The 15,900-nt window shown below is 63.3% G+C and carries 13 protein-coding genes and 1 pseudogene; 5 read left to right on the top strand and 9 right to left on the bottom strand.

All coding sequences use genetic code 11. The features are described from left to right. Nucleotides 1-96: 96 nt before the first annotated feature. From B7E02_RS02050 to B7E02_RS02040, 3 genes are all read left to right on the top strand, one after another. On the top strand, nt 97-1,620 hold the full coding sequence (locus B7E02_RS02050) for an SDR family oxidoreductase (RefSeq protein WP_080792518.1): 1,524 nt from the start codon (nt 97-99) through the stop codon (nt 1,618-1,620). Nucleotides 1,621-1,808: 188 nt separating this feature from the next. Then, nucleotides 1,809-3,206, top strand: coding sequence for a PepSY-associated TM helix domain-containing protein (locus B7E02_RS02045; protein WP_245802129.1), 1,398 nt, complete (start codon nt 1,809-1,811; stop codon nt 3,204-3,206). 205 nt (nt 3,207-3,411) lie between these two features. Continuing rightward, nucleotides 3,412-4,629, top strand: coding sequence for a Fic family protein (locus tag B7E02_RS02040; RefSeq protein WP_080792512.1), 1,218 nt, complete (start codon nt 3,412-3,414; stop codon nt 4,627-4,629). Here the strand turns inward: B7E02_RS02040 and B7E02_RS02035 are convergent. Then, nucleotides 4,626-5,087: an ImmA/IrrE family metallo-endopeptidase gene (locus B7E02_RS02035; RefSeq protein ID WP_080792508.1), complete on the bottom strand. Its 462-nt coding sequence runs from the start codon at nt 5,085-5,087 to the stop codon at nt 4,626-4,628. The two genes, B7E02_RS02040 and B7E02_RS02035, sit on opposite strands and share 4 nt — an antisense overlap. Next, complete coding sequence (locus B7E02_RS14885; protein ID WP_425429785.1) at nt 5,077-5,211, bottom strand: ImmA/IrrE family metallo-endopeptidase; 135 nt, start codon at nt 5,209-5,211, stop codon at nt 5,077-5,079. Before B7E02_RS14885 ends, B7E02_RS02035 begins: the two co-directional genes overlap by 11 nt. A 735-nt stretch (nt 5,212-5,946) precedes the next feature. Here B7E02_RS14885 and B7E02_RS02030 point away from each other — a divergent pair. Continuing rightward, on the top strand, nt 5,947-6,978 hold the full coding sequence (locus tag B7E02_RS02030; protein ID WP_080792506.1) for an aldo/keto reductase: 1,032 nt from the start codon (nt 5,947-5,949) through the stop codon (nt 6,976-6,978). Here B7E02_RS02030 and B7E02_RS02025 read toward each other — a convergent pair. The 6 genes and pseudogenes from B7E02_RS02025 to B7E02_RS02000 all read right to left on the bottom strand — a co-directional run bounded on the left by B7E02_RS02025 (nt 6,975) and on the right by B7E02_RS02000 (nt 13,355). Further along, nucleotides 6,975-7,950: pseudogene (locus B7E02_RS02025) on the bottom strand (IS481 family transposase). The gene B7E02_RS02030 and the pseudogene B7E02_RS02025 overlap by 4 nt on opposite strands. A gap of 94 nt (nt 7,951-8,044) precedes the next feature. Beyond that, a complete protein-coding gene (locus tag B7E02_RS02020; protein WP_080792502.1) occupies nt 8,045-9,052 on the bottom strand; it encodes a PLP-dependent cysteine synthase family protein in 1,008 nt (335 codons plus the stop codon). Between the two features lie 38 nt (nt 9,053-9,090). Then, the gene (locus B7E02_RS02015; RefSeq protein ID WP_218672370.1) at nt 9,091-9,660 is read right to left on the bottom strand and encodes a GNAT family N-acetyltransferase; all 570 of its coding nucleotides are present in this window, start codon (nt 9,658-9,660) and stop codon (nt 9,091-9,093) included. A gap of 153 nt (nt 9,661-9,813) precedes the next feature. Beyond that, nucleotides 9,814-11,379, bottom strand: coding sequence for an MFS transporter (locus B7E02_RS02010; RefSeq protein WP_080792493.1), 1,566 nt, complete (start codon nt 11,377-11,379; stop codon nt 9,814-9,816). A 1-nt stretch (nt 11,380) separates the two neighbouring features. Next, on the bottom strand, nt 11,381-12,271 hold the full coding sequence (locus tag B7E02_RS02005) for a DUF1684 domain-containing protein (RefSeq protein WP_080792489.1): 891 nt from the start codon (nt 12,269-12,271) through the stop codon (nt 11,381-11,383). A gap of 163 nt (nt 12,272-12,434) precedes the next feature. After that, a complete protein-coding gene (locus B7E02_RS02000) occupies nt 12,435-13,355 on the bottom strand; it encodes an alpha/beta hydrolase family protein (protein WP_080792485.1) in 921 nt (306 codons plus the stop codon). A 619-nt stretch (nt 13,356-13,974) separates the two neighbouring features. On the opposite strand from B7E02_RS02000, the gene B7E02_RS01995 reads away from it, so the two are divergent. Next, nucleotides 13,975-14,448 (top strand): DUF5067 domain-containing protein, encoded by a 474-nt coding sequence (locus B7E02_RS01995; protein ID WP_179129629.1) that lies wholly within the window; start codon nt 13,975-13,977, stop codon nt 14,446-14,448. Nucleotide 14,449: 1 nt separating this feature from the next. On the opposite strand, the gene B7E02_RS01990 is transcribed toward B7E02_RS01995, so the two are convergent. Next, nucleotides 14,450-15,847: a cryptochrome/photolyase family protein gene (locus B7E02_RS01990; protein ID WP_080792479.1), complete on the bottom strand. Its 1,398-nt coding sequence runs from the start codon at nt 15,845-15,847 to the stop codon at nt 14,450-14,452. Nucleotides 15,848-15,900: the final 53 nt, after the last annotated feature.

Here is a 15,900-nt window from a genome sequence, read left to right as displayed (position 1 = left end):
TCACACCCTCAGCCTAGTGAACAAACCCTGCCCGTTGACACCACTCAACCACGGATTTATTATCCTTGGGTTTAATTAATCCCTATACTGGCGGACATGAACACCCGGACCGCGCCCACCCTGAACTACCACGCCACCCATGCTTCTCGACGCGCACTGGTCACCGGAGCCACCGGCTACGTCGGCGGGCGCCTGATCACCGAGCTCCTCGCCGCCGGTTTCACCGTCCGCGCGACCTCCAGGCACCGCGGGAGCCTGATGCGCTTCGACTGGCACGGGGACGTGGAACTCGTTGAGGCCGACCTCTCCTCCCCGGATGACCTGGCAGAGTTGTTCGCCGATGTCGACGTGGTGTTCTACCTCGTGCACTCCATGGGCGGGAGGGGTGAGGATTTCGAGGAGGTGGAGAAGAAGACGGCCGGCAACGTCGCCGAAGCCTCGGCCCGGGCGGGGGTGTCCCAGATGGTCTACCTTTCCGGCCTGCACCCCGGGGGACGCCGGCTGGAGGATCTGTCCAAGCACATGCGCTCGCGCGAACAGGTCGCCCGGATCCTCCTTGACTCCCCCACCCCCGCCCTCATACTGCGCGCGGCAACCCTCATCGGATCCGGCTCGGCGTCCTTCGAGATCATCCGGCACCTCACCGAACGGCTGCCGGTCATGACCGCCCCACAGTGGATCAACAACTCCATTGAGCCCCTGGCCATCCGCGACGCCCTGCACTACCTCGTGAATGCCGCCGACCTGGGCGGCCCGGTCAACCGGGCCTTCGACATCGGCTGCGGAACCTCCTACGCATTCGCCGACCTGCTGCGGATCTATGCGTCGATACGCGGTCTGAAACGCCGCATCTCCGCGGTGCCTCTGAACCTGCCCATGGATACCCTCTCCGGGTGGTGGATCAGTCTGGTCACGCCGGTGCCCTTCTCCCTGGCGTTCCCGCTGGCGCAATCCATGGCCGAGGACGCGGTGACCGAGGAGCACGACATCGCCGGGATCATCCCCGACCCACCGGACGGGTTCATCGACTACCCCACCGCGGTACGGCTCGCGCTCGAGGCCGAACACGGGCGCGGCGTGCCCACCTCCTGGGACCGCAGCTGGACCACACCGGCGCCGGTGAAGGCATGGGCCAGCCAACCCACCGACCCCGACTGGTCGGGGCGCGACATCTACTCGGATGTCCGGGAAAGTCACAGTGACCTGCCCGCGGAAAGGATCTGGCCGGTGATCGAGGGACTTGGCGGACCGAACGGCTGGTACTCCGCGCCCCGCCTATGGAAGCTCCGGGGCATCGCCGACCGTCTGATCGGCGGACCCGGCCTCGGCGGACGACGCGATCCTGTCCACCTGGCGCTCGGCGACCGCATCGACTGGTGGCGCGTCACCGAACTCGACCCGCCGCACCGCCTCGTGCTCACCGCGGAAATGCGTGTCGACGGCAACGCCTGGCTGGTGCTGGAGGTCACCGACGACGGTCACGGCGGATCCGTGTACAGGCAGAGCGCCCTTTTTGAACCGACCGGCCTCGCGGGGCGCGCCTACTGGTGGGCCGTCAAACCCTTCCACGCGGTGATCTTTCCATATATGGCGCGCAATATCCTCGGGGCGGCTTCGTAGATTGATGGTGCGCTGCCGGCGTTCAGCGCATTTCGACAATGATGTCCCCGTAGCCCGGAAAATGTCGAAAAATTGACGGGGAAACGGCCTTTTGGGGCTAATTTTTCGACAAATTCCAGCCGATCCAGCGCGCCTTGTCGATGTCCCTCCGATGGGAACTACTTCGCGGCAGAAACGACTCCTTCTTCATGATCCGCTCAATCCGCGATTCTCCACCTTCCGCGGCCCCTAAAAGCACACCCCGCTCCTACAGAGCTCAGGGCGTGGTGCACCGACTGCACTCCGTCGCCGGTGTGTTCGTTGCGCCATTGCTATTAGTGGCAGCCCTCACCGGCCTGTTGTACGCCGTGGCCCCCACCTTGGAAACCTGGATATATCGCGATGCCCTGACCGCAGAATCCGGACTTCCACCTCAGCCGGTGGCGGATCAGATCACCCGCGCGAAGGAGGTTCACCCCGACATGGACCTCAGCGCAGTGCAGGTGTCAGAGGATCCGAGGGCGACCACCCGGGTGCTCTTCTCGGATCCCTCGCTGACCAGCAGCAGCTACCGCCGGGCGGTGTTCATTGACCCCGGCTCTCTCGAGGTCAAGGGCGACATGGTCCAATATGGTTCATCACGCTCTCTTCCCCTGCGGTCATGGATAGCCGAGGGACACCGTCGACTGTGGCTCGGCGACGTTGGTCGAATCTACTCAGAGACCGCCGCGTCATGGCTGGGGGCGATCAGCATCGCCGGTGCGGTGGTGTGGTGGTCGCGGCGAAGCCACCGATCAGCTACATCATCATCTCGCCAGCGTTTGAGCCGGAAGCACACCACGCTGGGATTGTGGTTGCTGCCCGGCTTCGTATTCCTCACCATCACCGGGCTTACATGGTCACTGGTGGCGGGGACTAATATCAGTGCATTTCGGTCGCAGCTTAATTGGGTCGAACCAAAACCTGCGGTATCCATCACCAACACTGAGCTTCACGACGCTACAGCGGACCACAGTGTTCACACACATCATGAGGCGGTTTCGGGGGCGTCGATAAGCGATCCTGCGCAGGCAGACACCGTGATAGCTGCGGCGCGAGAGGCAGGCCTCACCGGGATGATCGACGTCAACGTTCCACCGGATACCGACAGTGGCTGGGTGGTCAAGGAGTCCCGCGAAGCGTGGAAGCTCGCCAACGACGCTGTTTCAGTAAATGGGGAGACCAGCGCCGTCATCGATACCGTTGAGTTCTCCCAGTGGCCACTGGCTGCGAAGCTTTCGGTCTGGCTCATTCAGTTACATATGGGGACACTGTTCGGGTGGATCAACCAGCTGATCCTCGCAGTGATTGCTTTCGGTTTGATCATCATGATCTGCTGGGGATACGTGATGTGGTGGCGACGCGGCCGGGGGTACAAACCAGGTCGACTACCCGCCGCCGGTCAGTGGCGTAAAGCCTCCCCCGTAGCACGCGGCATGATCGTGATTCTGCTCGTCGCGTACTCCATCCTTGCGCCGCTGTTCGGGATAAGCCTCATTGTGTTCGTTGTACTTGATGCGCTTTACCAGCAGCTCCGCCACCGGTTGATGATGCCCTTGACGAGGTAGGTGGTTGGGTCGGGCTAACAGCCATCGTAGGTTCCCTGTTTTAAGGAGATGTGGGAATTCCTTCGAAAGAGCACCGGCAGCTAGAAATACGGGGCATGGCAATTGGTCTATTTGTTAAAATTTCCGAATTTTGCAAATTAGATGATGTAGGATTACATCAAATGCACAAATATTGCGCACTGACCCAATTAAAAGGTCCGACACAATGGCTTATTCGACGCTGAAGAAACTCCACTACTCCCAAGGGGAAACCACGGCTGCGCGTTTGTGGGAAGTACGGCGGGCATCGGAATCCGCTCTACACTGGGATTTCCCTGTGGGAAACGACCAGCTCTTCTGTCTTCTCGTCCCCGAGGTTGTTCGCAATGTGGAGCGAATCTACCAGGAAGAAAAGCGCACCTTCGCGCTGTGGGCTCAACTCCCGGGCGCTGCTCGGAGCCACTACGTGCGATCCCTCCTCATGGATGAGGTAGTGGCAACCAATGCCATCGAAGGAGTTCATTCCACACGCAAGCAGATTGCCCACGCCCTCAGGGACGCTGGAAAGAAGACGAGATTCAAGGAAGTGGCACAGCTCTACCTCACACTCAGCGAGGAAGAAGCATCATTGCCGCACACGGTCGAAGACATTCGGACCGCATATGACCGGGTGACCGCCGGGGAGATCGCAGACGGGGATGCTCTCGACGGCAGTCTTTTCCGTGCAGGCCCGGTGGATATTGTCAATGCCAGCCAGAAGGTGATGCACCGGGGGTTCACACCCGAATCAGCAATAGTCCATGGACTGAACACGATGCTCTCAACGCTTCACAGTGATGGTCTCATCGACACATTGATCAGCCACTTCATGTTCGAGTCCGTGCATCCCTTTTATGACGGCAACGGGCGCACCGGACGGTACTTCCTCGCCCTCGCTCTGCAACGCACGCTCTCCACCACCACTGCTTTGTCACTGTCACGAACGATTCAGGAGGAGAAGACCACTTACTACAAGTCATTCTCAGAGGTCGAACATCCTCTCAACCGAGGAGATGGAACACCCTTCCTCACATCATTTCTCCCCTTGATCATCCAGGCACAGGAGGCGACATACCTGGATCTGCGTCAGCGCCAGGAAGCACTGCATGCGTTGAGCAAGCGAATCTCAGAGCTATCATCAGGCGTACATTCGGCTTCTGAACAGCAGTTATATAAGGCGCTATACCTACTGGGCCAGGCACACCTGTTCGGCTTCGATCACACGATGCTGCTTCGCGACGTATCCACCCACATGGAGTGCACGGAGGCCACCGCCCGAAGACACCTGGGCGAGCTGGAAAGTCGGGGCCTTATCGGGACAACCTCCAAAAGACCACTACGGTTCATTCTCAGCACGGCCGGCTTAAAGCACCTGGGCATCGATAATGCGCTTGCCGACGCCTAGACCAACCGCAACCTCGCACGTAGACGACTGGGAGCAGCGATCTTGCCTTGGCCCTCAAGTCCGAATGTCCCTGTCTGGAAGGTGAGGAAGTGAACGTCCTCCTCCGGCAATGCGAGTTCCCGCGCGATTGACCTTGGCGTGTGGTTGTGAGCCCGATCCCGTGAAAACGCAAACGAGAACACCCGCGATCGCTCATAGTGCGACACACCTCCGGGCTCCCCCGTCTCGAATCCTCTGTGGGTGAGCTCCGCGCATATCTGCCGGTAGTTCCACTCGGTGAGGCGACCGACGGCGAAAGCTTTACGTGCGGTGGCCATCGCGGATACCTGGAAAGCCATCTTCACGCGCAGGATGTGCTCCAACGAGGTGTGCGCCGGCAGATACTCCAGTGCACTCAGTTCGGGGATGAGGAATTCGGCGGCGAATCTGTCTGCTTCACGTTCCTCTTCAGTACTCATGGTGGAGCTTGACGACACTCATGGTGGAGCTTGACGACGCCGACGAATGCATAACCAGGTGCCCAAGCTCATGAGCGAGATCAAATCTCGTTCCCTCAGGCGTTCGTCGGCGCGCCGAATACACGGACTCGCTTAGACTCAAGGAGCTGAACAAAGCTGGGCAACGGCCTCGTGCCCAGACCCCATTCACCACGGAGCGTCCGAGCAGCCATCTCCGGCGTGAGCCCCTCCAGGCGCGGAACGTCAACGGCAGGCAACTCGAACCTCTCCCGGATCCACGAATCTATCTCACATCCATGCCGCCCTGATGCAACCGACGCAACCTTCGCTCTTGCAGCAGCCCTCAACCCTGCCCGGAAACTCACGTCACCTGTGTTGAGATCATGAAGCACAACACCGCGGAAATACGCCTCCACAAAACTCGGGGCTTGACAAGGTCACCAACGCTGCAACGCCGACGGTGGATCTGATTAACGGCGATCGTCTCGCCGAGCTGATCCGGGATGACGGCGAATCCGGTGTCAGCCTCCAGCCCACGGTAAGCGAGACTTGGTTTGACCGTTTTGACTAAAAGCCGGCATCTCGGATCGTCCATGGGATGAAGCGATCGACATTTCGCATCAGTATGTCGATTCCTCGCCCCGCTTTGAACATATGACCTTTCACCACGGTCACGGGCCGTCAGCACGCCGTCACCGCCCCGGCTCCCCGGCGCCGCAGTGTGGCATGGGCGTCGACAAGCCACGGGTGCGGGCGGCCACCAATTCACCCACCCCGAACCGATTGATACCGCCCGCGCCCGTTGTGCCCTATTTTGGTGAGTTACTGCCACCATCTCCCAGAGAGGATTCCCCCCAACATGAGTGCACCACGCATCACCCTCGGCGATGGTTTCGAGGTTTCGCGCCAGGGCTACGGCGCGATGAGTCTGACCGATGTATATGGAGAAGTCAGCGACGAGCAGGCGCTGGCCACGCTCGAGCACGCGCTTGACCTCGGGATCACCTTCATCGATACGGCGAATATCTACGGTGATGGGCGGAGTGAGTCGACCATCGCGAAGGTGCTGAAGACCCGGCGCGATGAGATCCAGCTGGCCACCAAGTTCGGTTTCGTCCGCGGTGGTGCGCCGGGGCAGCGCGCGATCAGGGGTGACCGCGCGCATATCCGGGAACAGATCGATCTGTCGCTGGCGAGGTTGGGCACCGATCATGTCGATATCTACTATCAGCACCGCGTGGATCCGCAGGTGCCCATCGAGGAGACCGTGGGGGCGATCGCTGAACTCATCACAGAGGGCAAGGTCCGCCACATCGGACTCAGCGAGCCCACCGGTGATGAGATCCGCCGCGCCGCCGCCGTACATCCGATCGCGGCGGTGCAGAGTGAATGGTCCATTTTCAGCCGGGATGTGGAGGTCAATGTGCTGCCCGCCATCCGCGAGATCGACTCCGGTTTCGTGCCCTACTCCCCGCTCGCACGTGGCCTGCTCACCGGCGCCTACCGCACCCTGGACACTGCGGACAGCTCGATCCGCAGTGTGATCCCGCGCTTCAGCGAGGTGAACCTGGCGCACAACATCGCGCTGGTGGATGTCGTCGCCGACGTCGCGACGCAGGTTTCCGCCCGCACGGGCCAGGCGGTCACGGTGGCGCAGGTGGCACTGGCGTGGCTGGAGGCGAAAGCCCGGGGAATCGGCGTGCCGATCGCCTCCATCCCCGGTTCCCGCTTCGCCGCGCGTGTCGACGAAAATCTCGCAGCACTCGGCGTTGAACTTGCCCCCGCCGAGGTACAGCGTCTCGACGGTCTGGCCGGCGGCGTCGCCGGCCTGCGCTCCGCCGACACCGCAGCCACCTCCGGTGGCCGGGAGGGTCTGCTGCCGGTCTTCTAGGTGTACTGACCTCGACCGTTGTTGATTCGGTCGATGGGGGTCTTGCCTCCGATGCCGAGGTGGGCTCTGTCTAGATTGTAGTAGTCGAGCCAGGTCGTCAAGCCGGCGGTTCGGTCCTCGTTGGAGGTCCAGGGTCTCGCATAGGCCCACTCGGTCGCGATGGTGCGGTTTTAGTCTCTCGACTTTCCCGTTCGTCCAGGGGCAGTGGGGTTTGATGAACTTCTGCCCGATGCCGTGCGCGTTGATCACGTCCCGGAATGCGGTCGAGTGGCGGTAGGCGAACGCGTTGTCACTGATCACCCGTTCGACCGTGACCCCAAGGGCTGCGTAGAACGCGATCGCGCGTTCGAGAACCCCGGCCGCTGTCGTGCCTTTCTCGTCGTCATGGATCTCCGCGTAGGCGAGACGGGAGTGGTCGTCGATGACGGTGTGGACGTAGTCGTAGCCGAGGCCGCGCTTGCGTTTTGGGCGTTCGCCGCGGCCGTGCAGACGCCACCCGCCGCCATCAGGGATGCGGCCGAGTTTCTTCACATCGATGTGGATCAGTAAGCCTGGATGGTCGTGCTCGTAGCGTCGCGCGGATCGGCGGGTCGCGCGGATCACGGCCCCGGTGACTGGGTCCAGCTCCCGTAGCAGCGGGACGTGGTGGCGGCGCAGCACACGCCCCACCGTTGAGGCATGCAGGCCGAGCTTGCCCGCGATGAACACCGGACCGCGACGTGTGAGGTGACGCATGATCCGCACCCGCGTCTCCACACACACGCCCGTGCGATGCGGGTGCGAGCGGGCCACGCTCGAACGATCCTGCAAACCTGCCGGGCCGTGTTCCCGGAACCGGCGCCACCACCGCCACGCCGTCGTGCGCGAGATACCCATTTCCGCCGCGACATGCGCGACCGCACGACCCGACTGGATGCGCTGGATCATGATCAACCTGCCGGCCGGAGTCAGCCGGGCATTAACGTGGGACACGAGAGACCTCCGTGGGATCGAGTTGAGAACCTAGACAGCTCCAACTCGACTACGGAGGTCTCTCCTACGTCAACAACGCTCCGGGTCAGTACAACTAGGAGTACTTCTCGGCGATGTCCCCGTAGCCGTTGCCCCGCAGCCAGCCCAGGTTGTACTCGCGGTCGAGGTAGTCGCGTCCGCTGTCCGCGGAGAACACCACGATCACATCGTCGGGCGAGGACCGTGCCCCGATGTCCAGCGCCACCTTCAGGCTCAGGATGGTCGAGATCCCGACCACCAGCCCCTCGGTCCGTGCCACCCGCCAGGCGAGGTCGATGATCTCCGCGCGCTGACCCACCACAATGTCATCGATCACGTCGAAGTTGATGTTCCGCGGCCAGTTGTGTTCCAGCGACTCCCATCCCGGGTCACGCCGGAAGACCGGGAGCAGGTTGGTTTTCCCGGAGGCGTGCTGGGAATCATCGAAGAGACTCCCGATCACCCGGACCCGACTATTCCGCTCCTTGAGATAGGTACCGGTTCCGCTCGCCGTGCCACCGGTGGCCAGTGCAGCAATGAAATGGGTGATCCGTCCCTCGGTCTGATCCCACAGTTCCGGCCCGGTGGTGTCATAGTGCGCTGCGGGGTTGTCGCCGTTTTCCTTCTGGTGCGCGTACCAGGAGTTGGGCTGCCCACCCGCCTCCCCGAGTGCCACGTTGTCGGGATTGCGCGGATCATCCTGGTCCACCTCATAGTCGCCGTCCAGCAGTCTGGCTCCCAGAAATCTGAGGAGATTGACCTTGTTGTCCTGCACCGCGGGTGTGACAACGGTGCTGACCCGATAGCCCCTGTTCACCGCGGCGAGGGCATAGCCGAGCGCGGTATTGCCCTGCCCGGAATCCACGATCCTTCCACCGGGATGCAGATCACCGCGGGCAACCGCACCGTCGACGATCCTCAGTCCGATGCGGTCCTTGGAAGAACCGCCAATGTTGTAGTGATCGAGCTTGACGTAGATCGAGGCGGGGATGTCCCCGGCTATCCTGTTCAGCCGCACCAAGGGGGTGTTGCCAACAAGTTCAAGAATGCTGTCATAGGTGTGCGACGGCGAAACTCTGGTCATGGTCGATTCCTCTTTCTGTTGTTTCTCCACGCCTACCGCTACCGGGACTGCGGCCGGAGGTACTTTCCGAAAACGAACACATCATTGCCGTCGGGATTCGTGCGGGAGCGCTCCCGGATCCTCCGGTACCCCAGCTTCTCGTAGAGACGGTGCGCCGGAACCATGTAGTCCACACTGTTGAGCACCACTCGCGAAAAGCCCCTGTCCGCCGCGATCTCCTCTATCCTTCCGATCAGGTGGGAGGCGATACCCCGTCGGCGAAACTGCGGATCAACACCCAGGAGTTTGAAGCTGAACTCACCGTCAAGTGCGTGATCAAGGAGCCTTTCCCCACCCCTGGCCACGACGAATGTGCCCACCATCCTTCGGGTGTGCCCGTCCCTGACCACCCACACCTGATTCTCGGTGGCACGGGTGGACACGTCCAGGATCCTCTCACGGTAGGAGTCCGTGATCGGGTAGGTTGCTTCGTACCAGGCCACGAGGTTGCCGCCGAGTTCTCCGTACTCCTCCGGGGTCACTAGGGAGTACCTGAGCCCGGCTCCAGGCGTCCCGGAGTTCCCAACGCCCGGCGCGGTTGTCTCGGTTTCGGTTGCAGTTGTTGTCACGGCTTTCTCCATCCCGGGTCACGGTTGTTCAGGTCCCACGTTCCCTCGGTGGCGGGTCCGGGACCTCGGTGCCGAACACGGCGGATCAACCTTGAGAAACACAGTAGGGTTGATGCCCCTCGGAGACGAGTAATACGACCACCGCTGAATTAATCAGATCCCGCCGCGACCCGCGTCGCTCATGTCGCCCGAGGTCTGCCCCCGACACCGCTTTCCCACGAGTTCGCCGGGGGCCGGGTCCTCCCCGGCTTCCATAACGCCCGAGGCCTTGTAGGTGACGGTGCGGTGCGAAGCACCCGCGGAATGTGCACGTATATGGAACGCCAGCGCCATGGAGCTGACCAGGGAAGCGAAGGTGACCACGACGCACACCAGCAGGGCGGCGCGGAGATCACCGATGGTGGGAACCCCCGCCCCGGAGAAGATCAGCCCGGCCGTGACCGCGGTCATTATGGAGGCTGCCATGCGCTGGGTCAGCTGGAGGAAGCTGGCCGCGATGCCGCGCAGCCCCTCATCCACATCCTCGAGCGTCTCGGAGCGGACCACGGGCTCGTAAAAGCCCGAGGCCATGCCGTGAATGACAAAGAGTGCGCACAGCACCACCAGAAACGCCGTTCCGGAGAAGAAGTGGGTGGCGGTGATGACGGCGGCCACGACCATGAACTGAAACGCCAAGGATACCACCAGCACCGCCGCCCCGAAACGACTGTGGGCGACGGTGCTCAGACGCGCCCCCACCAGGCGCCCCAGTGCGGCGGCCACGGCACTCAACGCAATGAGCAGCGGAGAGATCTCCGCCTCGGCCAACAGGTACATCACCACCGAGGAGCCCAGCGCCAGATTGGCCCCGAACCACAAGAGGGCGGAGGCGTTGCCGAGCAGGAAACGCGGAGATCCCATGAGGGCCGGTGCGAACAGCGGCAGGCGCCCGCTTCGGGCATAGTGCCGCTCCCAGGTATAGAGCACCACCGACAGGGTGAGGGCGGCGCCGAGCACCGCGGCGTTGGCCACGCCGCTGAGCCCGATATCCAGAACGGGCAGCAGTGCCAGGATGACCAGCATCCCCAACATGCACAACCCTGGAGTATCAAGGCTCACCCGATCCGACCGGGCGGTGCGCTGCAGTCCCCTGAAGGCAAGACCGAGGGTGACCGCCCCGGAGATCCACGGCACGAGGAGCACGACCCGCCATCCGTGCCCGCCGCCCACACTCAACAGGGACGCGGCGATCAACGGTCCCACCAGGGCCGCCGCGGCACCGGCCGCGGTATACGCGGCGAACGCCCTCATCCGCGCGGAGCCGGTGAAATGATCCTGGATCAACCCCATGACCTGTGCGCTGAGCACCCCGGCTCCGAAGCCCTGTAGAAAACGCGCGGACACGAGCAGCAGGGTATCCGGAGCCAGTGCCGTTACCAGCCCGCCGAGAAGGAAGATCGAGAGCCCGACGAGAAAGAACGGGCGCCTGCCCCATGCGTCACCGAGCCTGCCACCGGGAACCAGTCCGAGTCCGAAGGTCAGCGAATAGGATGCGAGAAACCACTGGAGGCCGGAGGTCGGCGCGGCGAGGCTCTCTGCGGCAGCCGGGGCGACATACGAGACGGTGGCACTATCGAACAAGGTGGTGAAGCCGGCGCCGACCGCGCACCAGGAAACGATGCGGTTGGAACCGGATCCCTGGTCCGCACACGCCGCCGTGCGGGATGGATGCGCCGGCATTCTAGGAACTGACTATCTGATCCCAGGTTGTACCCGGACCATCGGCGCGTGCGTGCACACGCTGCCGCGGTGTCTTTTCTCCCGCGGTGATATCCACCGAGACCTCGTTTCCCGCCGGTGGGAGGGGGCAGGTGGCCAGGTCGGTGTAGGCGCAGGGCAGATTCGCGGCGTAGTTGAAATCGAGCACGATCTCCCCCGCGTCCGGACCTCCGTGAAGGCCGAGGGCCCGCAGCGCCTGGTAGGTGCTGTGTCCGGAGGTGCCGTCGCGGAAGAGCACCAGCAGCTCACCGGGGGCGTGGCCGTCGAAGGCCAGGAGGGTGTGCTCGACGCCGTCAATGCTGAAGACAACCTGCCCCGGCGCCCGGTAGACATGTTCAATGCCCTCCACCGCGGCGTTCACGGTGACCGGCCGGGGAACGCCGAAGGGCGTGAAGCTTGCGGTGATCCGCCAGCGCGGATCATGGGCGAAGGTGTCTGTTCCCAGGTACTCACTCAGGAAGGGGTGGGATTCCGCCTTGGGCCGGAGGATGAACCGTCCGCCACGCCTGGCCACCTCCACGGTGGTCACGTCGTGGCCGCGGGAATCGTCGCCGCGCACCGACAGCAGGATGCTTCCGCGCTCACCGATCCCGGTCAGTTCGGTGACCCCGCTGAGCGTGTGTCCCTCACCGTCCACCAGTTCCGCCGTCCCCAGGTCGGCGCTCACCACGTCAGCGGTGGCACTCCACGTCCCGGGCAGCCCGGGCACCTCCACCGGTAAATCACTGAGCCAGTACAGGCCGGTGACGGCGAAGAATCCCGTCGGCGAACGCCTACCGGCTTCCTTGTCCCTGCGCCAGGATTCCCAGTCCTCTAGGAGCCCGGGGTCAACTGCTGCCACTTCGAAGGTCATGCCACTTCCTATTCTGATCAACGTCGCTGCACGAATGCGGTTGAAGTGGATGCTACTCAGCCGGCGCGAACACTCAATCGAATCATTCAGCCCGGTTGCTTCCATAAGCCAGCCACCCGCTTGTCGACGCCACCACCGCGACACCACCGGGCGGGCCGGTGGTTCACCGCGGGACCGGCACCGCCGTCCCGTCGATGATGCCGAGCACCGTGTCAAAATGCGCGGAGGATTCCTGCAGGAAGGACACATGATCCTCGCCGTCGAGAAGGATGAGCTCGGCCCGCCCGTGCAGGTTTTTCACCGCCTCAACGTAGTGCTCCGAGTTCGCGGGAGGAACAAGTCCGTCATCCCTTCCATGGACAGCGATAACCGGAACTCCGCGGTTGATGTTCTGGATCGGATCCACACTTTTGTACTGGGCTGGTTTCTCCGAGGGAGTTCCCTTCATGGCCCTGACGATGTTGCGGTCGCCGTTGTCGGCCGCCCACACAAGATCCAGGGGACCGGACAGGGAGACAACACGGTCGGGGACGAACCTGGGGTTTCTCCCGAGCCCGTGGGTGTTCAGGTCCCCGCGGGTGCCGGCCCAGGTAGCCAGTTGCGCACCGGCGCTGTGCCCCGCCACGGTGACATCGTCGAGAGCAATCTCCGGATGCCGCCGTCCCAGGTAAGGGATCAGATCAACGGCATCGGCGACATCGGTGAATGTGGTGGGCCAGCCACCGCCGAGATCGATGTCCCGGTACTCCACGTTGAACACGGCCACGCCCCGCTCGGCGAGCCTGTCGGCCAGGCGCGCCGTACCGGTTGCACCCTTGTGCCACGCACCCCCGTGGACAAAGACGACCAGGGGCACGCTGCCGGCGACACCGCCACCGCCCGGAAGGTAGAGATCCCCCCAGTTCTGGCCGGGATCGGGTTCACCCTGCCGCACCGGGTACTGGATTCTCTCCACGAAGTGCTCGCCCAGATTCCCACCCGGAACCGAGATCACCGGCGCGGCCCCCTCCCTGATCACCGGGAGGGAGGGCGTGGGGATGGCGTCCACGGTCGCGGTCGGATCATTGACGGTAATATATATCATGACGAAGTTAACGTGAAAACGGATGTTTTTTTTTTTCAAGCAGAAGGCGCCAAGGTATATCTAGGCCGGTCGGGGGTGCGGGAGGTTGTGTATAAGAAACCCCCGCGGTCGCGGTCGGCGGGCTCTCGCTGATCGCCCTGCTGTCCGTGCAGGCGGTGAGCAGAACCCCGACCAGGAACGCGGATGCCGCGCACCCGCCACGGGCGAGGGAGCGATCCGTATCACCCAACCTCAGATGCATCAGGGCGTTCCTCTCTGTCACCGGCACAATGGACGCGCAGCGGCGTCCTTCGGTTCTGCCAACCCCTGTCGACGCCCCATACTAGTGTGAACTCCGCCACCCCGGTGCCCCGGCCACCGCACGGGGCGGAAACCGGGTCGTGGTGGCGGGTCCGGGCAGTGTCCGATCCCTGATGGAGGGAAACAATATAATGTGCCTTCTGCGGTATGGTAACCACTGCTCTTTCCGGCATGAGCCTGAAAGCTCCTTGAAAATATGGAGTAGTTATACACGCTGTCCGCTCTCACGATCGCCACACTCACCGCTGCGCTGGCTGTCTGCGGAACGGATGCGGGCACCACGGAAAGCACCACGACCAGCTCGGAATCGACCGAGAATGTGGCACAGAGTGCGTCAACCACCGCCACCCCCAGCTCCACCGCATCATCGGCGTCGACATCCGCGGGGTCCTTCGCCAACGGTGTCCTGGACACCCCCGACATGACCATCAGGGTCACGGATGTTCGCAAGATCGCCCCCGGGCAGCCGGGCAACCAATACAAGGATCAGCCTGCGATCGCATTCTGCTACGACATCAACAACAAGTCGGGGAAGAGCCTGACCCCGAGCAGCTCGATCTATTCCTTTAACGCCTACCAGGACAATGACCCCAACTTTATCAAGGAGCTGAAGGTCTCCCCGCATCCCGATTCAACGCTCGTGGGAACGCAGTCCGCAGAGATCAAGCAGGGAGGCACGCTTCAGGGTGCTGTGGAGTACACCCTCGATGATGAGGTGACGCCGGTTGAGCTCGTGGCGACCAAGGGCTTCGGAAAAACGGAGCTCGAACGCCAGACCTTCCCGATTCCCTGAGTCACCCCTGCTTCACCGCCTCATAGGCATCCAATGCCGCCCGCCGGGATTCCTTCAAGTCCACGATCGGCTCCGGGTACCCATCGGTTCCGTACTCGGGGATCCACCGGCGGACATAGATCCCCTCCGGGTCGAACTTCTTGGCCTGCGTCTCGGGATTGAAGATGCGGAAGTACGGCGCGGCATCATCTCCGCTTCCCGCGGCCCACTGCCAGTTGAAGGGGTTGGAGGCGGGGTCGGCGTCGACAAGCGTCTCCCAGAACCACTGCTCACCGTGACGCCAATGGATCTGCAGGTTCTTGGTGAGGAAGCTGGCCACCACCATGCGCACGCGGTTGTGCATGGTGCCGGTGGCCCATAATTCGCGCATGCCGGCGTCGACAAGCGGGATGCCGGTGCGCCCGGCGCGCCACGCCGCGAAATCTCTATGGAAGGAATCGTCGCCGGTGGCGTTCAGCGGGTTGCGTCCGTCACACAGCTTCCCGATCTCCGACGCGTCCCAGGCCCAGCCGAAGCGGTCGAACTGGGGCCGGACATTGCGAGTTGCCATATCGGGTAGTTCATAGAGCCGGTGCCAGGCGAAATCGCGCCACAGCAACTCTCCGAGAAATACCCCCGCATCCTCCCCCGCCCCGCTTATGGAAGCCCACACCCGCAGCACACTGATCTCGCCGAAGCGCAGGTGCGGCGACAGCCCGCTGGTGGCGTGCGCGGCGATGTTGTCGCGACCGGAGGCGTAGCCGTCGATCCCCTCCATAAAAGAATCCAGCCGTTCCCGAGCTCCCTGCTCCCCCGGCGTCCAGAGCTCGGCCAGTCCACCGGCCCACCCCGGTTCCGCCGCCTCGGGCACCTCCGCGACCGCGCCATCGCCGTGCAGAGCGGCGGGTTCGGGGTCACCGAGGGCGTCGGCGTGTTCCGCGGCCAGCCCGAAGGCGGCGCGGGCGAAGGGGGTGTAGACCTTGTATGGCGTGCCGGAGGCGGTGGCCACCTCCCAGGGTTCGGTGAGCAGGAATCCGGGGTGGCTGTGCACCTCGAGCCCCCGTTCCCGCAGGTCCGCCTTCATTCTCGCATCCATCTCACGTAGAGGCGCGTGGTACCTGCGGTTCCACGTCACCGCCGCGGCACCGACGGCGCCCGCCACCTCGGGCACGATGCGCGCCGGGTCACCGCTGCGGTGGAGCAGCGGCACGCCGAGGACGGCCAGGGATTCAGAGAGCTTCTCGACGCTCCGCCCCCACCACCACCGCGCCGCCGCACCGAGCGGCCGGGTGCCGGTTGCTGCGCTGGATTCGTCGATAAGCAGGGCCACCAAGGGTCCACGCTGCGCAGCCCAGGCCAGCGCGGGGTTGTCGCGGATCCGGAGATCATCGCGGAACCACATCAGCGTCGGAGAACTCATGTGGATCGAGTGTAGGCGAGGCCACCGCGGGATCGCCGGGGGCGTCTCATGCG

The organism is Corynebacterium pacaense (assembly GCF_900169525.1).
Taxonomy (GTDB): Bacteria; Actinomycetota; Actinomycetes; order Mycobacteriales; family Mycobacteriaceae; genus Corynebacterium; species Corynebacterium pacaense.
This window is presented reverse-complemented; position numbering and strand designations above follow the sequence as displayed.